This window comes from Knoellia flava TL1, assembly GCF_000768675.1.
Classification (GTDB): Bacteria; Actinomycetota; Actinomycetes; order Actinomycetales; family Dermatophilaceae; genus Knoellia; species Knoellia flava.
The window spans coordinates 71,344-91,640 of record NZ_AVPI01000011.1; the positions used below are offsets into that span (position 1 = coordinate 71,344).

At 72.4% G+C, this 20,297-nt stretch carries 19 protein-coding genes and 1 riboswitch; of the genes, 11 read left to right on the top strand and 8 right to left on the bottom strand.

Going from position 1 to position 20,297, the window contains the following annotated elements; translation table 11 throughout:
* Window positions 1–10: 10 nt before the first annotated feature.
* A riboswitch (ZMP/ZTP riboswitch) is annotated at window positions 11–89 on the bottom strand.
* From purN to sucC, 4 genes are all read right to left on the bottom strand, one after another.
* Complete coding sequence (purN, locus tag N798_RS05165) at window positions 90–689, bottom strand: phosphoribosylglycinamide formyltransferase (protein WP_035946795.1); 600 nt, start codon at window positions 687–689, stop codon at window positions 90–92.
* 21 nt (window positions 690–710) lie between these two features.
* A complete protein-coding gene (locus tag N798_RS05170) occupies window positions 711–1,958 on the bottom strand; it encodes a cell division protein PerM (RefSeq protein WP_035946796.1) in 1,248 nt (415 codons plus the stop codon).
* 194 nt (window positions 1,959–2,152) lie between these two features.
* Window positions 2,153–3,052, bottom strand: a complete 900-nt coding sequence (gene sucD, locus N798_RS05175; RefSeq protein WP_035946798.1) for a succinate--CoA ligase subunit alpha — start codon at window positions 3,050–3,052, stop codon at window positions 2,153–2,155.
* A 39-nt stretch (window positions 3,053–3,091) separates the two neighbouring features.
* A complete protein-coding gene (gene sucC / locus N798_RS05180) occupies window positions 3,092–4,267 on the bottom strand; it encodes an ADP-forming succinate--CoA ligase subunit beta (protein WP_035946800.1) in 1,176 nt (391 codons plus the stop codon).
* Window positions 4,268–4,440: 173 nt separating this feature from the next.
* Here sucC and N798_RS05185 point away from each other — a divergent pair, with 173 nt between their 5' ends.
* Both N798_RS05185 and N798_RS05190 read left to right on the top strand, forming a co-directional pair.
* A complete protein-coding gene (locus N798_RS05185; protein ID WP_229708599.1) occupies window positions 4,441–5,436 on the top strand; it encodes an esterase/lipase family protein in 996 nt (331 codons plus the stop codon).
* 245 nt (window positions 5,437–5,681) lie between these two features.
* On the top strand, window positions 5,682–6,380 hold the full coding sequence (locus tag N798_RS05190; RefSeq protein ID WP_052116938.1) for a M23 family metallopeptidase: 699 nt from the start codon (window positions 5,682–5,684) through the stop codon (window positions 6,378–6,380).
* 144 nt (window positions 6,381–6,524) lie between these two features.
* Here N798_RS05190 and pcrA read toward each other — a convergent pair whose 3' ends face one another.
* On the bottom strand, window positions 6,525–9,014 hold the full coding sequence (gene pcrA / locus N798_RS05195) for a DNA helicase PcrA (protein WP_035946801.1): 2,490 nt from the start codon (window positions 9,012–9,014) through the stop codon (window positions 6,525–6,527).
* A 269-nt stretch (window positions 9,015–9,283) separates the two neighbouring features.
* Here pcrA and N798_RS05200 point away from each other — a divergent pair, with 269 nt between their 5' ends.
* From N798_RS05200 to N798_RS05235, 8 genes are all read left to right on the top strand, one after another.
* Window positions 9,284–11,023 carry an HNH endonuclease signature motif containing protein gene (locus N798_RS05200; protein WP_035946803.1) on the top strand — a complete coding sequence of 580 codons (1,740 nt, stop codon included), beginning with the start codon at window positions 9,284–9,286 and terminating at the stop codon, window positions 11,021–11,023.
* 78 nt (window positions 11,024–11,101) lie between these two features.
* A complete protein-coding gene (ligD, locus tag N798_RS05205) occupies window positions 11,102–12,103 on the top strand; it encodes a non-homologous end-joining DNA ligase (protein WP_035946804.1) in 1,002 nt (333 codons plus the stop codon).
* 82 nt (window positions 12,104–12,185) lie between these two features.
* On the top strand, window positions 12,186–12,995 hold the full coding sequence (locus N798_RS05210) for a uracil-DNA glycosylase (protein WP_035946805.1): 810 nt from the start codon (window positions 12,186–12,188) through the stop codon (window positions 12,993–12,995).
* Between the two features lie 41 nt (window positions 12,996–13,036).
* Complete coding sequence (locus N798_RS05215) at window positions 13,037–13,429, top strand: TOBE domain-containing protein (RefSeq protein WP_035946842.1); 393 nt, start codon at window positions 13,037–13,039, stop codon at window positions 13,427–13,429.
* Complete coding sequence (modA, locus tag N798_RS05220; protein WP_229708579.1) at window positions 13,426–14,259, top strand: molybdate ABC transporter substrate-binding protein; 834 nt, start codon at window positions 13,426–13,428, stop codon at window positions 14,257–14,259. The genes N798_RS05215 and modA overlap by 4 nt, the downstream gene beginning before the upstream one ends.
* Before the next feature lie 11 nt (window positions 14,260–14,270).
* Complete coding sequence (locus N798_RS05225) at window positions 14,271–15,065, top strand: ABC transporter permease (RefSeq protein ID WP_035946845.1); 795 nt, start codon at window positions 14,271–14,273, stop codon at window positions 15,063–15,065.
* Entirely contained in the window at window positions 15,062–16,111 is a 1,050-nt protein-coding gene (locus tag N798_RS05230; RefSeq protein ID WP_052116940.1) for a sulfate/molybdate ABC transporter ATP-binding protein, read from the top strand. The genes N798_RS05225 and N798_RS05230 overlap by 4 nt, the downstream gene beginning before the upstream one ends.
* 22 nt (window positions 16,112–16,133) lie before the next feature.
* Window positions 16,134–17,135: a quinone oxidoreductase family protein gene (locus tag N798_RS05235; protein ID WP_052116941.1), complete on the top strand. Its 1,002-nt coding sequence runs from the start codon at window positions 16,134–16,136 to the stop codon at window positions 17,133–17,135.
* Between the two features lie 30 nt (window positions 17,136–17,165).
* Here the strand turns inward: N798_RS05235 and N798_RS05240 are convergent, their stop codons facing one another.
* Genes N798_RS05240 through N798_RS05250 form a run of 3 tightly spaced genes read right to left on the bottom strand, consistent with a single transcriptional unit; the run spans window position 17,166 to window position 19,488 of the window.
* Window positions 17,166–17,507: a hypothetical protein gene (locus N798_RS05240; protein ID WP_035946808.1), complete on the bottom strand. Its 342-nt coding sequence runs from the start codon at window positions 17,505–17,507 to the stop codon at window positions 17,166–17,168.
* Between the two features lie 26 nt (window positions 17,508–17,533).
* Entirely contained in the window at window positions 17,534–18,238 is a 705-nt protein-coding gene (locus tag N798_RS05245) for a LuxR C-terminal-related transcriptional regulator (RefSeq protein WP_035946810.1), read from the bottom strand.
* Window positions 18,238–19,488: an ATP-binding protein gene (locus N798_RS05250; RefSeq protein WP_229708576.1), complete on the bottom strand. Its 1,251-nt coding sequence runs from the start codon at window positions 19,486–19,488 to the stop codon at window positions 18,238–18,240. Before N798_RS05250 ends, N798_RS05245 begins: the two co-directional genes overlap by 1 nt.
* Before the next feature lie 126 nt (window positions 19,489–19,614).
* On the opposite strand from N798_RS05250, the gene N798_RS05255 reads away from it, so the two are divergent.
* Window positions 19,615–20,297: PspC domain-containing protein (locus N798_RS05255; RefSeq protein ID WP_035946811.1), on the top strand; the 683-nt coding region annotated here is incomplete at its 3' end.

Genomic DNA, 20,297 nt, shown 5'->3' on the forward strand with positions numbered 1-20,297 from the left:
GTCAGGTGGCCGGGTGCACCCAGGCGGGCGATGCGCTCCCTCGTTGACTCCCCGGTGGTGGTCCACCCTCGCCAGTCGTCGCCCCGAGTCTAACGGCCCGCGGGACCTGCCTCGCCCCGCCCCATCCGGCCGACGAGCTCGACGAGCAGCTCGCGCTCCTGCACCTTGATGCGCTCGTGCAGGCTCTCCTCGGTGTCGTGGTCGAGGATCTCGACGGCGCGCTGCGCGAGGATCGGCCCGGTGTCGACGCCGGCGTCGACGAGGTGCGCCGTCGTCCCGGTGACCTTGACGCCGTGGGCGAGGGCGTCGCGGACGGCGTGCGCCCCGGGGAAGCTGGGCAGGAGCGCCGGGTGCGTGTTGAGGATCGTCCGGCCTTCCAGCGTCGCCGGCCCGAGGATCTTCATGAACCCGGCCGTGACGACGAAGTCCGGTGCGCGAGAGGCGATCTCGGCAGCCAACGCCTCGTCCCAGGCGCCGCGGTCCGCGAAGTCGCGCACCCGGCATACGAAGGTCTCGACACCCGCTCGCTCCGCGCGGCGCAGGCCCTCGATGTCGTCACGGTCCGCTCCCACCGCGAGGACACGGACCCCGTATGCCGGGTCGAGAGTCGCGTCGAGCAGTGCCTGGAGGAGGGTGCCGGACCCGGAGACGAGGACGACGATGCCGGCGGGTGCGCTCACGCCGAGCACCCTACCGACAGCCGCGAGAGGTCAGCGGCGCAGTCTCCAGGCGTCCCACGCGACGACGGCGAGCGCACCGACGAGCAGCTCCGCCGTCACCGCGAGCGCCGTCCACGACGCCGGGGTGCCGACGTCGCCGAGCCGGTAGGCGCCGAGCGATCCCCCGCCGAGGGCGTCGAGGATCCCGACGGCCACCCCCACGAAGAGGCAGGCGACGATCGCGACCGACGCCTTCGTGCGGAGTGAGGAGAGGCGGGCGACAGAGGCGAGCGAGCGTCGGCCGACGTAGCCGCCGACGAGCACCGGCACGAGGACGAGCAGCCGGGCGAACCACGGGAACTCTCCCGGCTCGGGCATGGCGCCGAAGACCGGCACGAGCGGCATGAGCCCGCTCGTCGAGCCGGCGAGCGAGGTGTGCGCCCCGTCGACGACGGAGAACCCGGGTCCGGCGAGGAGGCCGACCACCCACAGCGCGAGGTTGGGCAGGGCCGCGAGCTGGACGGCGACGAGCAGGACACCGCCGACGAAGCCGGCGCCGAGCTCGGACTGCAGGCTCGTCACCTCGCCCCACCGCAGCGCGACGGCGCCGACGACGACGAGCGCGGCGGCGCCGAGCAGCACAGCCAGCCCGTGGGCACCCGGACGGGCCGCGCGGCGCACCGTGTCGGGCAGGACGACGCCATCGAACCGCGGGCCGAGCACATCGGCTTCGCGGGCCAGCCGGCGGACGGCGAGCGCGAGCGCGACGAGCGGGACGACGGCGAGGGCCACGGGCAGGCTGAGCCAGCGCAGCGGCAGCGAGCCGACGAGGGTGAGGGCGACCGCGAGACCGGTGGCCACGGCATACCCGAGCCACCAACGGCAGGCGACCATGAGGACGGAGCGAGGCAGGAGGTCCGCCGCGAAGGCGTCGTCGACGTCGGCGGTGTCGAGCGCACGCCCCGCGCCTCTCGCGGCGAACCAGACGGCGAGGGCGCCGAGCACGAGGGGGACGAACGCGATGTTGGTCGCGCCGGCGCCGAGGTGCGCGCCGTGGACGAGCAGCCAGAGCGAGGCACCCGCGCCGAGCGGTTCGGCGAGCGAGTCGCCGGCCCGCGGGTCGAGCAGCCAGCCCATCATGGTGGGCACGAGCACAACGAGCAGCGAGACGAGACCGGTGAGCAAGCCGACGCCCACGTCGCGCACGGTTTCGGGCAGCCACGACGGCGAAGGCTCGCCCGCCGTGCCGTCCGCGTCGGCGGAGGGGCGCGCACCACGAAGCATCTCCAGGACCGTCATCGCGGCCCAGTCTCCCCCGCGAGACGCCCATGACCCGGCCGCACACGCCGGGCCGGGGCGAATGCGACGCTCTGGCCTCCGCGCATCCGTCGTCGTGGCCGAGCACGGCGCTGACCCCGGCAGGGTCGCACAGGCGAGCGGGCGGCACACCGAAGCCTTCTCGGTATGCCGCCCGCTCGCGGTGCGTGGACGCGTCAGGAACGCGGCTCGAGCCCCATCCCCTTGAGGATCTCGTGCATGAGCGCGGCCGTCTCGGACGGCGTCTTGCCGACCTTGACGCCGGCGGCCTCGAGGGCCTCCTTCTTGGCCTGCGCCGTGCCGGAGGAGCCGGAGACGATGGCGCCTGCGTGGCCCATGGTCTTGCCCTCGGGCGCGGTGAAGCCGGCGACGTAGCCGACGACCGGCTTCGTGACGTGCTCCTTGATGTAGGCCGCGGCCCGCTCCTCGGCGTCGCCGCCGATCTCGCCGATCATGACGATCGCCTTCGTCTCGGGGTCGGCCTCGAAGGCCTCGAGCGCGTCGATGTGCGTCGTGCCGACGATCGGGTCGCCGCCGATGCCGATGGCCGTCGAGAAGCCGTAGTCACGCAGCTCGTACATCATCTGGTAGGTCAGCGTGCCCGACTTCGAGACGAGGCCGACCGGGCCCTTGCCCGCGATGGTGTGCGGCGTGATGCCGGCGAGCGACTCCTCCGGCGTGATGATGCCCGGGCAGTTCGGGCCGATGATCCGGGTCTTCTTGCCGATCGAGTAGTTGAAGAACTCGGCGGTGTCCTTGACCGGGATGCCCTCGGTGATGACGACGAGCAGCGGGATCTCGGCGTCGATCGCCTCGATGGCGGCGTCCTTGGCGAAGGGCGGCGGGACGAAGGCGACCGAGACGTTGGCGCCGGTGGCCTCCATGGCCTCCTTGACCGAGCCGAAGACGGGCAGCTCCTTGCCGCCGATCTCGGCGGTCGTGCCGGCCTTGCGGGCGTTGACGCCACCGACGATGTCGGCACCGGCGTCGAGCATGAGGGCGGTGTGCTTGGAGCCCATGCCGCCGGTCATGCCCTGGACGATGATCTTGCTGTCAGCGTTGAGGTAGATGGACATGTGTGTCGCTGTTCCTTTGCGTTCGTCAGCTGTCAGCGGTCACTTGGAAGCGGCGAGCTCGGCGGCCTTGGCCGCGGCGCCGTCCATCGTGTCGACCTGGGTCACGAGCGGGTGGGCGAGCTCGTCGAGGATCGCCCGGCCCTGCTCGACGTTGTTGCCGTCGAGGCGCACGACGAGCGGCTTCGTGGCGGCGTCGCCGAGGATCTCGAGCGCGCCCTTGATGCCGTTGGCGACCTCGTCGCACGCGGTGATGCCGCCGAAGACGTTGACGAAGACGGCGCGAACCTGCTCGTCGCCGAGGATGACGTCGAGGCCGTCTGCCATGACCTGCGCGTTGGCGCCGCCACCGATGTCGAGGAAGTTCGCGGGCTTCACGCCGTGCTGCTCACCGGCGTAGGCGACGACGTCGAGGGTGCTCATGACGAGCCCGGCGCCGTTGCCGATGATGCCGACCTCGCCGTCGAGCTTGACGTAGTTGAGGCCCTTGGCCTTGGCCTTGGCCTCGAGCGGGTCGGCCGCGGCCTTGTCCTCGAGCGCCGCGTGCTCCTCGTGACGGAACTCTGCGTTCTCGTCGAGCGTGACCTTGCCGTCGAGGGCGACGATGTTGCCGTCGTTGTCCTTGACGAGCGGGTTGACCTCGACGAGCGTCGCGTCCTCGTCGCGGTAGACCGCCCACAGCTTCTCGAGGACGGGGACGATCGCGGCGCCGGTCTCGGCGTCGAAGCCGGCCGCGTCGACGATCTCCTGGGCCTTGGCGGTGTCGATGCCGACGTTGGGGTCGACGGCGATGCGCGCGAGGGCCTCGGGACGCTCGACGGCGAGCTGCTCGATGTCCATGCCTCCCTCCTTGCTGCACATCGCGAGGTAGGAGCGGTTCGTGCGGTCGAGCAGGATGGAGAAGTAGTACTCCTCGGCGATCTGCGCGCCCTGGGCGATCATCACCTGGTGGACCGTGTGGCCCTTGATGTCCATGCCGAGGATCTCGCCGGCCAGCTGCTCGGCCTCGTCAGCCGACTTGGCGACCTTGACGCCGCCGGCCTTGCCACGCCCGCCCGTCTTGACCTGGGCCTTGACGACGCTGACGCCGCCGCTCTTAGTGCCGATCGTCTCGGCGGCCGCGCGGGCCTCCTCGGCGGTGGTGGCGACTGCGCCTGCCAGCACGGGTACACCGTGCTTCTCGAACACATCTCGTGCCTGGTACTCGAAAAGGTCCACGGATTCGTTCCCGTCCTCACGCGTTCATTTGGGGTGACCACTGGTCCGTTCGGGCCGACTCTAGCGCCGCCGCGAGGGCGCCATCCTCCGCGGGTCTCGATCCGGACACGGCGACAACGGTGATTCGCACGACACCGCCAACCGGCTCCCGCGCGAAGTACGGTGAATCCACCATGGATGCCTCGATGTGGATGCACCCCGCGGACCAGCGGACGTCGACGATGGGGCGCGCCCGCCGCGCCCTCGGATCGGCCACGGCCGCCGCCCGGAGCCTGGGCCCGCTCCTCACCCCGCGCGCCATGGTCGGCATGGCCATCGAGACGGCGTGGATGACGACCCATCTCGCGACCTACCCGCTCGGGATCTTCCAGGAGAAGGCCGACGGCCGCCGTGGCTACCGCATCGAGCACCTCGCCCCGGTCCAGCGCGGCCTGCTCATCTCCAACGTCGAGGCGGCCGGGACGCCGATCCTCCTCGTGCACGGGATCATCGACAACCGGTCGATCTTCACCCTGCTCCGCCGTGGGCTCACCCGCCGCGGCTTCGGCTCGATCTATGCCATGAACTACTCGCCGTTCACCGCCGACGTCCGCACCGCCGCCGCGCAGCTCGGCGAGGAGATCGAGGCGATCGTCGCCGAGACCGGCTACGAGAAGATCCACGTCGTCGGCCACAGCCTCGGCGGCCTCATCGCGCGCTACTACGTCACCCGGCTCGGGGGCGACGAACGCGTCCACACGCTCGTCACGCTCGGCACGCCCCACCAGGGCACGTATGCCGCCTACGCGTCACCGACGCGGCTCACCGCCCAGATGCGCCCCGGCAGCGGCCTCATCCGCGAGCTCGAGGAGCCCGCGACCGGCTGCACGACACGGTTCATCTGCTACTGGTCCGACAGCGACCTCGTCATCGTCCCGCAGGGCAGCGGCGCGCTGCGCCACCCCGACCTCTCCGTCCGCAACATCCGCCTGCACGGCGTCGGGCACATCTCGCTCGCGGTCGTCGGTGACGTCGTCCACGGCATCTCGACCGCCCTCGCCGAGCTCGACCACGACGGTGCGACGGTGACGCCGGGCGTCACCCCGCTCGCCCCGCGCGACAGGTCCGACAGCGGTGCGCGACGTTCGACGCGGGTGGGCGGACGGCATACGGCATCGTCGGGAAAGTGACGCGCGTCACATCGTGACGCAAACATCGTGGTGAGAGCCCGGAAACACGGGCTCTCACGCGTTGCCTCGATCCCAAGATCCACACTCGGGTTTGGATAACGGTCAGGTCACGGTACGGTGGTCGCTCCCGTGTCCCCTGCACGTGAGGTTTCCCTGCCTTGAGTACCCCCTACGAGGGGCGTCACCGTGGCCGGCATCGCAAACCTGCGACAAGCCGAGTCTCCCGCGCCCTGCACCCGGGCTTCGTGTTGCCCAGCGCCGCTGCCGCGGCCCTGGTCGTCACCGCCACCGGTGCATCCGTTGCCGAGTCCGCGCCGGTCACCCTCGACCTGACCGCGGCCCAGGCCCAGACGGCCCGTGACCAGGCCGCGACCGAGGTCGCCGACCAGGCCGACCTCTCGTCGCGCCGCCAGCAGGTCGCGCTGCAGACCGCGGCGATCCAGGGTCGCGTCACCGAGCAGAAGCGGGTCGCCCGCAACAACGCCAGGGTCGCCGCGGCGGCCAAGGCCAAGGCGGCCGCTGCCGCCGCGGCCAAGGCCAAGGCCGAGCGCGAGGGCAAGCGCTGGGTCATGCCCATCGCCGGCGCGACCTTCACGTCGGGCTACGGCATGCGCTGGGGACGCATGCACTGGGGCAACGACTTCGGCACCGCGGTCGGCACGCCGCTGCGCGCCATGTCCAAGGGCACCGTCACCTTCGTCGGCCACCACGGCAACATGGGCAAGCTCGTCCGCATCAAGTACTGGGACGGCACCGAGTCCTACTACGCCCACATGGACAGCTACTCCGCCCACGTCGGCGAGTCCGTCATGCCGGGTGACATCGTCGGGCGGACCGGCAACACCGGTCGCTCCACGGGGCCGCACCTGCACCTCGAGATCCACCCGGACGGCGGCGGCGCGGTCAACCCCGCACCGTGGCTGGCTGCGAAGGGCCTGCAGTGAGCTGAGGCTCAACACGTCGCGAAGGGCGGCACCCGACGGGGGTGCCGCCCTTCGGCGTCCTCCGGCCCGTATGGCGTCCTCCGGCCCGTAGGCCGGGTGCCGCGGTCCGCGCGCGCCGGACATTCGCGGCCCGGAGAACCGGCGTCAGAGCTTCTCGAGCGGGGCGAAGCGCAGCAGGAAGCGCTTGACACCGGTGTCGCCGCCGAAATCGACCTCGGCCTGCGTCTTGTCGCCCTCGCCCATCGTGCGGACGACGGTGCCCAGCCCGAAGGTGTCGTGGGTGACCTTGTCGCCGGGCGAGAGCGGGATGATCGGACGGTTGCCCGGCGAGCGCACACCCGGACGGGCCGCGAGCGACGCGACGGCTGGTCGCTGGCCCCGGTGCCCGATCGCGGCGGCGCCGCTGAGCTCGCGCTCCCAGCTGAGCAGGTCGCCGGGGATCTCGTCGAGGAACCGGCTCGGCGGGTTGTACTGCGGCGCGCCCCAGGCCGAGCGCACGGCGGCCCGTGAGAGGTGGAGGCGCTCGCGCGCCCGCGTGATCCCGACATAGGCGAGTCGCCGCTCCTCCTCGAGCTCCTTGGGGTCGCCGAGCGAGCGCAGGTGCGGGAAGGTGCCGTCCTCCATGCCGGTGAGGAAGACGACGGGGAACTCGAGGCCCTTGGCGGTGTGGAGCGTCATGAGGGTCACGACGCCCTGCTCCTCGGCCTCGGCGGAGTCGGGGATCTCGTCGGCGTCGGCGACGAGCGAGACGCGCTCGAGGAAGTCCTCGAGGCTGTTGACCTCGCCGGTCTCGGCGCGGGCCTCGTCGAACTCGCGAGCGACGGCCACGAGCTCGGCGAGGTTCTCGATGCGCGTCTCGTCCTGCGGGTCGTGGCTGGCGCGGAGTTCGGCGAGGTAGCCGGACTTCTCGACGATGGCCTCGAGCAGGTCGGCGACACCGGCCTCGTCGTCGTCACGGACGGTGCCGAGGTCCTCGAGAAGCGCGGTGAACGCCTTGATCGACGCGATCGAGCGGGTCGCGATGCCTGGGGCGTCCTCGGGCCGCCCCAGGGCCGCGATGAACGGGATGCGCTCGCGCTCGGCGAGAGCGGCGATGACGGCCTCCGCCCGGTCGCCGATGCCGCGCTTGGGCACGTTGAGGATGCGTCGCAGGTTGACCGTGTCGGACGGGTTCGACAGGACGCGCAGGTAGGCCAGGGCGTCCTTGACCTCGCGGCGCTCGTAGAACCGGGTGCCGCCGACGACCTTGTAGGGCAGGCCGACCCGGACGAAGACCTCCTCGAGTGCACGCGACTGCGCGTTGGTGCGGTAGAAGACGGCGACGTCGCCGGGCTTCGTGCCGTGCTCGTCCCCGAGCCTGTCGATGCTGCGCGCGACGAACGACGCCTCGTCGTGCTCGTTGTCGCCGACGTAGCCGATGATCTGGGCACCGGCACCCGAGTCGGTCCAGAGGTTCTTCTTGCGTCGCGACTCGTTGCGCGAGATGACGGCGTTGGCGGCGGTGAGGATCGTCTGGGTCGAGCGGTAGTTGCGCTCGAGGAGGATCGTGCGTGCGTCCGGGTAGTCCTCCTCGAACTCGACGATGTTGCGGATCGTCGCCCCGCGGAACGCATAGATCGACTGGTCGGCGTCGCCGACGACGACGAGCTCGCTCGGCTCGACGCCGTGCTCGGTGCGCTTGCCCTCGTGCCCGACGAGCTCGCGGATGAGCTGGTACTGCGCGTGGTTGGTGTCCTGGTACTCGTCGACCATGACGTGCCGGAACCGGCGCCGGTAGTGCTCGGCCACGTCCGGGAACGCCTGGAACATGTGGACCGTGAGCATGATGATGTCGTCGAAGTCGAGCGCGTTCGCCTGCCGCAGACGACGTTGGTATGCCGTGTAGGCCTCTGCGAGCAGCCGCTCGGTGTGGGTGCCACCCGGGTTCTCCGCGCTGGGCTCCCCGCCCACGCGGGCGGCATACGTCTCCTCGTCGATGAGCTCGTTCTTGAGGTTGGAGACCTGGTGGCTGAACGTGCGCGGGTTGTAGCGCTTGGGGTCGAGGTCCATGTCACGGATGACCATCGACATGAGGCGCTGGCTGTCGGCGGCGTCGTAGATCGAGAACGTCGACCTCATGCCGACCTTGTCGGCCTCGCGGCGCAGGATGCGGACGCACGCGCTGTGGAAGGTCATGACCCACATGGCCTTGGCGCGCGGTCCGACGAGGTCGGCGACCCGCTCACGCATCTCGGCGGCGGCCTTGTTGGTGAAGGTGATCGCGAGGACCTGACCGGGCTGCACCCCACGGGCGGCCAACAGGTGGGCGATGCGGTGGGTGAGCACGCGGGTCTTGCCCGACCCGGCGCCGGCAATGATGAGGAGCGGGCTGCCGGCGTGCAGGACGGCCTCGCGCTGCTCCTCGTTGAGGCCCTCGAGGAGCGCCTCCGGGTCCTGCGCCCGCCCGCCCCACGCCGGGGCCGCGGGCGGCTCGGCGGAGGCGTCGTCGGCCACGGCCCACGACGGGACGCCGGCTGCGTTGACGAGCGCGGCGTGGGCGCTGTCGTGGGTGGCCGGGTCGGTCGCGGGGGCGTGGTCGGGGCGCGTGGTGGAGTCGGCGTGACCGAAGTCCATGCCGTCGAAAAGGGTGCTCATCTCGGGTCCAACCCTACGTCGTCGCACCCACACCGCAGACCCGTCCGCGGGGCGGCGGGCGGGCGCTCGGACGGGCTGCCGGCATACGGACGATCGGGAGAAGGCCGACCGCTCCACGGCTGCCGAGCCGTCCACGGGAACTGTCGACTGCCATGGGGGAGTCATCGGATCGGGACTGCGGAGAACCACTGGGTCAGGTTCGCCTGCAGCAGAACGGAACTCCCCACGGAACCCTTGATGTCGAACGCGTGTTCGACTAGCGTTGGATCATGGAAGCCACCGCTGCGCCTGACACCCACGAGGGCCGGCATGCCGCGCTCCTGGGCCAGGTCGCGGGGCTGACCACCGAGGAGCTCCTGGACGTCATCGAGTCCGCCCAGCGCGACAAGGACGCCGCGTCGGCGCGGCAGGCCCTCGCCCTGGCACACCTGTCCGCACGTGAACCGCACCTGCAGGAGGACGGCACCACGGTCGAGGTGCACCACGGCGTCGGCTACCAGCGCATGGACGCCCCTGAGCTTGCCGCGCCCCGGATGGGGGTGTCGGTGCACGTCGCCATTCGACGGGTGAGCCACGCGATCGACCAGCTAACCCGCACCCCGTCCGTCGTCGACGCCATGGCCCGCGGGGACCTCGACGAGCAGCGCGCCGCGGTCGTCACCGAGGGCACCGACTTCCTGACTGCCGAGTCGGCGGCCGCGGTCGTGGCGCTGGTCCGCCCGCGCTGGGCGGGGATGACCGTCGGTCCGCTGCGCCAGCTCCTGGCCCGAGCAGCCGCGATCGTCGACCCCGAGGCCGTCGCCGCCCACGCCGACGACGAACGCTCCCGCCGCGGACTGACCCGCAGAGTCGGCAGCCACGGCACCGACGCGTGGCGAGGCGAGTTCCTCGTCGAACAGTCCCGCGCCGCGTGGGCCGCGGTCACCGAGCTCGCCCGCACCAAGGTGCGCGACGGATCCGCACCCACCCTCGAGGTCGCTCGCGCCGACGCCCTCATGGAGCTCGTCCTGGACCACTGCGACGTGTCCGTCGTCGTCCACACCACCCGACCCGCCACCGACGAACCCACCCGCGCAGGGACGAGGACCGGCGCCACCCATGCCCGCGCCGGCAACGACAGCGACGGCGCTGACGCGGCACCTGTCGCACCCTCCGGCACGTCAGGCTCCGACGACGGGTTGATGGAGGTCGGTGGGCTCGGTGCGCCCGGCACGACGTTCCTTCCCCGCGCCTGGGTCGACGACGCCGACACCTCGACCGAGAAGTCGACGCGTCGGGACCTCGAACTGGTCTGCGACCCCGACACTGGCGCGTTGCTGTCCGGGGATGTGCCTGCGTCCTTGGCCTCCGGTCGCACCCGCCGCTTCGGCGGCTTCACCGGCAGCGACGAGTGCGCGGCCTACCGGATACCCGCCGCGATGGCCCGGCTCGTCCGGCTGCGCGACGGCGGCTGCCGCTTCCCCGGATGCTCCACCCCCGCGAGGCAGTGCGACCTCGACCACGTCCGGCCTTGGCCCACAGGACCCACCAGCCCGAGCAACCTCATCGCGCTGTGCCGCCACCACCACCGGATCAAGCAACGGGCCGGCTGGCGTGTGCACCTGCGCCCCGACGGCCGCGTGACGTGGCACGACCCCACGAACCACGCATCCACCACGTGGCCCGTGGACCACCTCCACCTCGCCGTTGCTCCCCGCTCCGCGCCCCGCCATGCCACCGCGGCCCGCAGCGTGCCGAGTAGTACATCCGCCACGGCAGCTCCCTCGACCTTCGAGGACGAGCTCGCAGCCCTTCTCGACCACAAGGCCATCCCACTGCAACGGCGCACCCGCTCCGAGGCCTGGGACGCCCGCGGCCACCGGGTTTCCGGACCACTGCCACGCACCGACTTCGGCTGCGGACACCTGCGAGACCACACCACCGGACGACACCGGACTGTCGCGCTCGAGATGGCTCACCGGTTCACCGGCGCCAGTGCCACCACGGACCCCGCAGCCTTCCCCTTCTGAGCACCAGCACCTCACGACCTCGACAACCCGCGTCGCAAGGGAACCGGAACTGGAGCCGGACGGCATACGGTGTCGTGCATGGCCTCGAGCAAGGGGAAGTTCGGCGAACCGGTGATCCTCGACGTGGCGGGCCACGAGGTCCGTCTCTCGAGCCCGGAGAGGGTCTACTTCTCCGAGCGCGGCGAGACCAAGCTCGACCTCGCGAACTACTACATCTCGGTGGGCGACGGCATCGTCAACGCGCTGCGTGAGCGGCCCACGATGCTCCACCGGTTCCCCGACGGGGTCGACGGCGACAAGGTCCACCAGAAGCGCGTCCCGCGCGGCGCCCCGCCGTGGCTCGAGACGGTGCGGCTGCACTTCCCGCGCTACGGACTGCACGCGGACGAGCTGTGCCCCACCGACCTCGCCCACGTCGTCTGGGCGGTGCAGATGAGCACCGTCGAGTTCCACCCCTGGAACAGCCGGCGCGCCGACACCGAGAAGCCCGACGAGTGGCGCATCGACCTCGACCCCATGCCCGACGCACCCTTCGACCGCGTGCGCCGGGTCGCCCACGTCGCGCACGAGGTCCTCGACGAGCTCGGCGCCACCGGGTGGCCCAAGACGAGCGGCGGACACGGGCTCCACGTCTATGTCCGGATCAAGCCCGACCACGGCTTCAAGGACGTCCGGCGCGCCGCACTCGCCTTCGCTCGCGAGGTCGAGCGGCGTGCGCCCGAGGACGTGACGACGACGTGGTGGCGCAAGGACCGCGACCCCGAGGCGGTCTTCGTCGACTACAACCAGAACGCCCGGGACCACACGATCGCGAGCGCCTACTCCGTGCGCGGCAACCCGACCGGCACCGTCTCGACGCCGATCCGCTGGGACGAGGTCGACGACGTCGAGCCGCAGGACTGCACGATCGCCACGGTCCCGAAGCGGTTCGCCGAGATCGGCGACCTCCATGACGGCATCGACGACGCCGTCTTCGACATCTCGCCCCTGCTCGAGTGGGCCGCGCGCGACGAGAAGGAGGGCGCCGACACCCCGCCGGATCCCGAGGACCAGGCCGAGGACGACGACACCGCACCATGAGCCCGATCCGCGCCCTGCGCCTGACTCGCGCATGAGCCCGGCCCACGACGGCGTCGCGAGGGTTGGCCCCGACCCGCACCCCATGACGGGCGAACCCTTCCTCTCCCCCGTCCCACCCGGAACGGGATGGCCGCGCGACCCCGCCGACGCGCGCACGCCCGTCGCGCACTCCCCCGCCGACGTGGCCGAGCTCGCCGCCTCGTCCGCCACGCTCGCCGACGTCGACGCCCGCGTCTCCGTGTGCCGGGCCTGCCCGAGACTCGTCGACTGGCGCGAGACCGTTGCGAGACAGGGCCGCCGCGCCTCCTTCGCCAACCAGCCCTACTGGGGTCGTCCGGGACCGTCGTTCGGCGACCCCGACGCCGACGCGCTCATCGTCGGCCTCGCGCCGGCAGCCAACGGCACGAACCGCACCGGGCGCATGTTCACCGGTGACGCCTCGGGTGACTTCCTCTATGCCGCGCTCCACCGCACCGGCTACGCGAACCAGCCGACCTCGGTCGCGGCGGGCGACGGTCTCGAGCTGGACGGCATACGGATCGTCGCGGCGGTGCGGTGCGCTCCCCCGGCGAACGCGCCCACGCCGTCGGAGCGCGCGACGTGCGCGACCTGGCTCGGACGCGACCTCGACCTCCTCGGCGACCGGCTGCGGGTGATCATGACGCTCGGCGAGATCGGCTGGCGCGGGGCGCTCGCGGCCGCGACGACCCTCGGCTGGGACGTGCCCCGACCGCGACCGCGCTTCGGCCATGCCGTCGAGACGACGCTGCGCACGCCGACCGGCCACCCCGTCCGGCTCGTCGGCTGCTTCCACGTGAGCCCGCACAACACCTACACCGGTCGGCTCACCCCGGACATGCTCGACGCGGTGCTCGCGAGTCTGCGTCCCTGACCGGGACTTTCCCCCGCACCTGCGGGTCTAGAGTGGCCTTCATGCCGCAGATGCGCCTTGCCGACGCCGCCCGCTTCCTCGGGGTCAGCGACGACACCGTCCGCCGCTGGGTCGACAGCGGAGCCCTCGACGCCGACACCGACGACGCCGGCCGCAAGGTCGTCGACGGCCACGCCGTCGCCCTCCTCGCCCGCGAGCAGGCCCGGACGGTCGCCGACCCCTCGAGCGTCGGACGCAGCGCCCGCAACCGGTTCGTCGGCCTCGTCACCGACATCACGATGGACACCGTCATGGCGCAGGTCGAGCTCCAGTGCGGACCCTTCCGCGTCGTGTCGCTCATGTCGTCCGAAGCCGTCCGGGAGCTGGGGCTCGAGCCGGGCTCGGTCGCCGTCGCCGTCGTCAAGTCGACGACCGTCATCGTGGAGACCCCGTGAGGAGCCTCCGGACGACGTCGTATGCCGTCCGCTCGCCCCATGGGTTCCGCGCGGCCTCCGCGGTCGTCGTGACCGCCGCCCTCCTCGCCCTTGCGGGCTGCACGAGCGACCGAGGCGCGGTCGAGCCGCTCGGCGACGACCCCGAGGTGACGACGTCGCGCGACCTCACCGTCTTCGCCGCGGCCTCGCTGCAGCGGCCGTTCGAGGAGCTCGGCCGGATCTTCGAGGACGCCCACCCCGGCGTCACCGTGCGCTTCAGCTTCGGCGGGTCGTCGGGCCTCGTCGCCCAGCTCGCGGAGGGGGCGCCCGGCGACGTCCTCGCCACGGCGAACGAGCCGACGATGGCCGACGCCGTGAAGGACTCCCTCGTCGCCGGCGACCCGAAGCCCTTCGCCTCGAACACCCTCCAGGTCGTCGTGCCCGCCGACAACCCGGCCGGGGTGAGGACGCTCGCCGACCTGGCGAAGCCGGGCACGCAGGTCGTCCTCTGCGCGCCGGCCGTCCCGTGCGGGGCCGCGAGCGCCGCGCTCGAGAAGGCGGCGGGCGTCGACATCCGGCCAGTGAGCGAGGAGCAGTCGGTGACGGACGTCCTCGGCAAGGTCCGGTCCGGCGAGGCCGACGCCGGGCTCGTCTACGTCACCGACGTCGCCTCGGCCGGCTCCGAGGTCACCGGGATCGACGTGCCGGAGGCTGCCGCAGTGGTCAACACCTATCCCATCGCGGCGCTGCGCGACGCGGCCGACGCCGGCCTCGCCGCCGAGTTCGTCGCCCTCGTCACCGGCACCGAGGGCGGGGAGGTCCTCGCCGACGCGGGGTTCCGGGCCCCGTGACGGGACGCTCCGTGACCAGCCTGGCCCTGCCGCGGTGGCTGCTCGTGCCGGCTGCCCTCGGCACGCTCTTCGTCGGTCTCCCCGTCGTCGCGATGGCGCTGAGCGTCGACTGGGGCAGCTTCGGGTCGCTCGTCACGAGCGACGCGTCGACCGACGCCCTGCTCCTCAGCCTTCGCACCGCGGCGGTGAGCACCATGCTCTGCCTCCTGCTCGGCATCCCCCTCGCCGTCGTCCTCGCCCGGACCTCGGGCACGGCCGCGACCCTGCTCCGGTCGGTCGTCCTCGTCCCGCTCGTCATCCCGCCGGTTGTCGGCGGCATCGCCCTGCTCCAGGCGTTCGGGCGGCGCGGGCTGCTCGGCTCGACCCTCGAGGTCGCCGGGCTCCAGGTCGCGTTCTCGACGACCGCCGTCGTCATCGCCCAGACCTTCGTCGCCATGCCCTTCCTCGTGCTCAGCCTCGAAGGGGCGCTGCGGACCGCCGGCACGCGCTTCGAGGAGGTCGCGGCGACGCTCGGTGCCGCGCCGACGACGGTCTTCCGCCGGGTGACCCTGCCGCTCGCCCTCCCCGGCCTCGTCTCGGGCACGATCCTCGCCTTCGCCCGGTGCCTCGGCGAGTTCGGCGCGACGATCACCTTCGCGGGCAGCCTCCAGGGCACGACCCGCACCCTGCCGCTCGAGATCTACCTCCAGCGCGAGAGCGACCCGCGGGCAGCGGTCGCCCTGAGCCTCGTCCTCGTCGCCGTCGCCGTGCTCGTCATCGGGCTCACCCGAGCGCGGCGCGAGCCCGTGGGCGGGGTCGTGTCGTGACCCTTCCCCTGCACCTGCGGGTCGGCGTCGACGCGAGGGATGTCGACGTCGACCTCACCGTGGCCGCCGGCGAGACGCTGGCCCTGCTCGGGCCCAACGGCGCCGGCAAGTCCACCGTCCTCGCTGCCGCGGCCGGGCTCGTCACACCCGACTCCGGGACCGTCCGGCTCGGCGACCGCACCCTCTCCGACGCCACAACGCACGCATGGGTGCCCCCGCACCGCCGCGGCATCGCGCTCCTCGCCCAGGACGCCCGGCTCTTCCCCCACCTCAGCGCCCTCGACAACGTCGCCTTCGGCCCGACCGCCTCCGGCGAGGGACGAGCCGCGGCCCGCGAGCGCGCGGCGCACTGGCTCGCGGAGGTGGGGATGACGGCATACGAGCGCCGCCGGCCACGCGAGCTCTCGGGAGGCCAGGCTCAGCGGGTCGCGATCGCCCGCGCGCTCGCGACCGAGCCCGACGTCCTGCTCGTCGACGAGCCGCTCGCCGCGCTCGACGTCGAGTCGGCCCCCGACGTGCGCGACCTGCTCCGCCGCGTGACCCACGACCGGACGACCGTCCTCGTCACGCACGACGTCCTCGACGCCGCCCTGCTCGCCGACCGGGTCGCCGTGATGCACGAGGGCCGTGTCGTCGAGGAGGGCGAGACCGGGCGGGTGCTCAGCCGTCCGACGAGCGACTTCGGGGCGAGGTTCGCCGGGCTCAACCTCGTGCGCGGCGTCGCGAGCGCCGGCGACCTCCGCATGCCCGACGGCCGCCTCCTCCACGGGATCGCCGAGACCCATCTCGTCGACGGCGCCCCCGCGTCGGCGGTCGTCTCGCCGTCGGCCGTGAGCGTCCATCTCGAGCCGCCGCACGGCAGCCCACGCAACAGCCTCGACGCGACCGTCACCGACCTCGAGCCGCACGGGCAGCTCGTCCGGGTGCGCACCGACCTGCTCAGTGCCGACATCACGCCGCCGGCCGTCGCCGACCTCGGCCTGCGCCGTGGCAGCGCCGTCGTGCTGTCGGTCAAGGCCACCGAGGTCCACCTGCACCCGGCCTGACTCCCGTCGCTAGCCTGAGGTGATGACCTCAGGTTCCGCGCTGCCCGAGACCGCCCCCGCCCTCGTCGTCCCCCGCAACGGCGGCTCCGACGTCCTCGAGGTGCGCGACCAGCCGCTGCCCGAGCCCGGTCCGGCACAGGTCCTCGTGCGGGTGGCCGCCGCGGGCGTCAACTTCATCGACACCTACCAGCGCGAGGGCGTCTACCCGATCCCCACCCCGTTCGTCTCCGGCAGCGAGGGCGCCGGCGAGGTCGTCGCCGTCGGCGAGGGCGTCACCGACTTCGTCGTCGGCGACCGCGTCGCCTGGGGGCAGGGGCTCGGCTCCTCGCAGGCCTACGCGCCCGTCGACACCAAGAACCTCGTCCACGTCCCGCCGGGCGTCGAGCTCGAGACCGCGGCCGCCGCGATGCTCCAGGGCCTCACCGCGCACTACCTGTCGACGAGCACGTATGCCGTCCAGCAGGGCACCGTGGCCCTCGTCCACGCCGCCGCCGGCGGCGTCGGCCAGCTCCTCACCCAGATGATCAAGATGCGCGGCGGCCGGGTCATCGCCACCGCCGGCTCGCCCGAGAAGCTCGAGACGGCCAAGCAGCGTGGTGCCGACGAGGTCATCGACTACACCCAGGTCGACGACCTCGCCGCCGCCGTGCGCGAGCTCACCGACGGGGTCGGTGTCGACGTCGCCTACGACGGCGTCGGCAAGGACACCTTCGAGGCCTCCCTTGCCTCGCTCAAGCCGCGCGGGCTCATGGTGCTCTACGGCGGCGCGAGCGGGCAGGTCCCGCCCTTCGACCTCCAGCGGCTCAACAAGATGGGCTCGCTCTTCGTCACCCGGCCCAGCCTGGGCGCCTACATCGCGACCCCGGACGAGCTGCGGGCGCGCACGACCGAGCTCTTCGAGTGGATCGAGTCCGGCGACGTGGAGGTGACGATGGGCGGGCGCTACCCCCTCGAGGACGCGCGGACGGCATACGACGACCTCGAGGGACGCCGCACGCAGGGCAAGCTCGTCCTCGTCCCCTGAGGGACGAGGGCGGGCGCGGGCCCGGCGCCGTCAGCCCCAGAGGACCGCGACGAGCGTGTTGACGATCGCGAGCGCGCCCGCGGCGTGGACGAGGTTGGGGTTGCCCTGACCGCGGCGCTGACGACCCGCGGCGATCTCCGCGCACGCAGCGACGCCGAGGGCGACGAGCAGCTTGACGGCGATCTTCGTGTGGTTGACGTCGCCGTCGTCCGCCTCGTTGATGCCGACGAGTGCCAGTCCGGTGAGGATCTGCGCCCGGGCGCCCCAGACGAGGGCCGGCGTCGGCACGCCCCGCTTCACCACGACGCTGCCGACGATGGCGAGCAGGCCGAGGAGGTGGAGGACGAGAACGACGATCTTGAGGGCATCCATGCGCGGAGGCTATCTAGCGCCCCAGTTCAGACGAGACGCCGCCCCATCGCCCACGCCGTGAGCTCGTGGCGCGACGACAGCTGGAGCTTGCGGAGCACCGACGAGACGTGGGTCTCGACCGTCTTCACCGATATGAAGAGCTCCTTGGCGACCTCCTTGTACTGGTAGCCGCGGGCGATGAGCCGCATGACCTCGCGCTCACGCGCTGAGAGACGGTCGAGCTCCTCGTCGACCTCGGCGATCTCGCCGGCCGCCGCCCCGAACGCGTCGAGGACGAACCCCGCGAGCCGCGGCGAGAAGACCGCGTCGCCGTCGGCCACCCGGCGCACCGCGGTCCCGAGGTCGCGGGCGGTGATCGTCTTGGTGACGTAGCCGCGGGCGCCGGCCCGGATGACGGCGATGACGTCCTCGGCGGCGTCCGAGACCGACAGGGCGAGGAAGCGCACCGGCGCACCGGCCAGCGACTCGACTCCGAAGCAGCCGTTGATGACGTCGGCCCCGCCCTTGCCCGTGCCTCCGGGCAGGTGGACGTCGAGGAGGACGACGTCGGGCTGCGTCTCGCGCACGACCTTGACCGCCGACTCGACGTCCGGCGCCTCGCCGACGATCTCGATGGCCGCGCCGGCCTCCTCGGCGAGCTCGCTGCGCACGCCGGTGCGAAACATCCGGTGGTCGTCGACGAGGACGACGCGCACGGGCGCGGTTCCCTGGGCCTTGGGCTGGGTGGACATCACTCGTCTCCTTCGAGAGGCGGCAGCGTGAGCTCCACCTCGGTCCCGTCCTCACGGCGGCGGACCCGGGCGGTCCCGCCGTGTCGTTCCATCCTGCCGAGGATCGAGTTGCGCACGCCGAGCCGGTCCTCGGGGACGTCGTCCATCTCGAAGCCGTCGCCCCGGTCGCGCACGAACGCCTCGACCCCGGTGGGACCGATCTCGACGTATGCCGTCACCGGCGGCTTCCCGTGCCGCGTCGCGTTGAGCATCGCCTCGCGCATCGCGCGAGCCAGCGCGGTGCCGTGCTCCTCGAGGGGCCGGTCGCCGGTGACGACGAGGTCGATGACGACACCGCTGTGGTCCTCGACGTCGTGGGCGGCGGCGGTGACGGCGGTGGCGAGGGTCTCGTCGGAACCGGCGGGGCCGGCATACAGCCACGAGCGCAGCTCGCGCTCCTGGGCACGGGCGAGCTGGGTGACCGACGCGGGGTCGTGCGAGCGACGCTGGATGAGCGCGAGGGTCTGGAGCACCGAGTCGTGGAGGTGCGCGGCGATGTCGGCACGCTCGTTGGCGCGGGCGGCGACCTCCTGCTCCTCGCGGTAGTCACGCCAGAGCCGGACGACCCACGGCGCGGCGATGAGGGCGCAGCCGATGAGGACGGCGACCGTCGCGAGCAGCGCGTCACCCATCTCGGCGAGCGACCCGCCGCGGATAGTGAGGACGAGGATGCCGATGACGGCGACGACGATGCCGAGCCCGAGGCGCAGCCAGAGCATGCCACGGTCCTGCTGCTGCGTGCCGAGCCACTTGGTGCGCTCGGCGTCGTCGAGGTGCGACCACGCGACGGTGACGCCGACGGCGATGAGGATGAGCGGCAGGAGCACCCCGGCGCGCACGTCGACACCCGAGAGCTGGAGGCCCACGACGGCCCCGATGAGGACGAGCAGTGCGCCGGCGGCGACGAACAGCCCCCAGCGCGACTCGCCGAGCCCGCTCACCACCCGCAGGGCGCCGGGCTCGCGCTGGCCCCCGACGGTGTCGCTCGACGGGGTGACCGCCCAGAGGAAGAGATAGATGGGCAAACCCGGCCCGAGGACCGCGAGCACGACGAAGACGATGTGGACCGCCCGCCGGCTGACCTCGAGGTGCTCGGCGATGCCCACGCACACCCCGCCCACCCAGCGCCCGTCGAGGGGTCGGGTCAGCGGCGGACGCCCCGGGGTGGGGACGTCCGCGGGCGACGTGACGCGCTCGTAGGGGGTGGGCACGACTCCATCCTGACGCACGATCGCCGTGCTCGTGACCCCTGCAGGGGTGTCGTGGGGGTCCCCTCAGGGAGTCGTCAGGGTCGACCCTCATGGCAGGGGACATCCAGGTCGAGCACTCTGGATGACATGACGCAGACACCGCACCAGGCGCAGACCGGCGCCGACTCCCAGGGCCGCCCGCAGGGCAACAGGTTCTGGGACGACATCCTCTCCACCGGGCTCCGCCGCGACCGCTCCCGCCAGTGGTTCGCCGGGGTGTGCTCCGGCATCGCCCGCCGGGTGGATGTCGACCCGGTCCTCATCCGCGCGGCGTTCATCGCCCTCACCCTCTTCGGTGGGTTCGGCATCGTCGCCTACCTCGTCGCCTGGCTGCTCCTGCCGGACGAGAGCGGCCGCATCATGGCCCGTGACGCGCTCGACCGCCAGAACGGCGCCGACTCGACGGGCGCGATCGTCATCTCCGTCATCGCCCTCCTCGTCATCGCCGCGATCGTCTTCGGCGACAACGGCTTCCTCATCGGCTGGGGCGTCATCCCCCTCGCGATCGTCGGGTGGCTCTTCTGGCGCCACGAGCAGGGCAAGCGCAACGCCTCGTGGCAGGCCGCCCCCGGCGCCGCGAGCCCCGACCACGTCACGACGACGTATGCCGCGAGCGCACCTCCCGCTCCCTCCTGGGCGAACGCTCCTGTCGGCACGAACGCCCCGGCCGCGACGACCGCGCCCGTGGCGGGCCCCGCCGCCGCTGCCGGCGCCCCGGTGATGGGCGCTGCCTCCGCGGCTCCGACGACCGGTGGCCACGTACCGCCCAC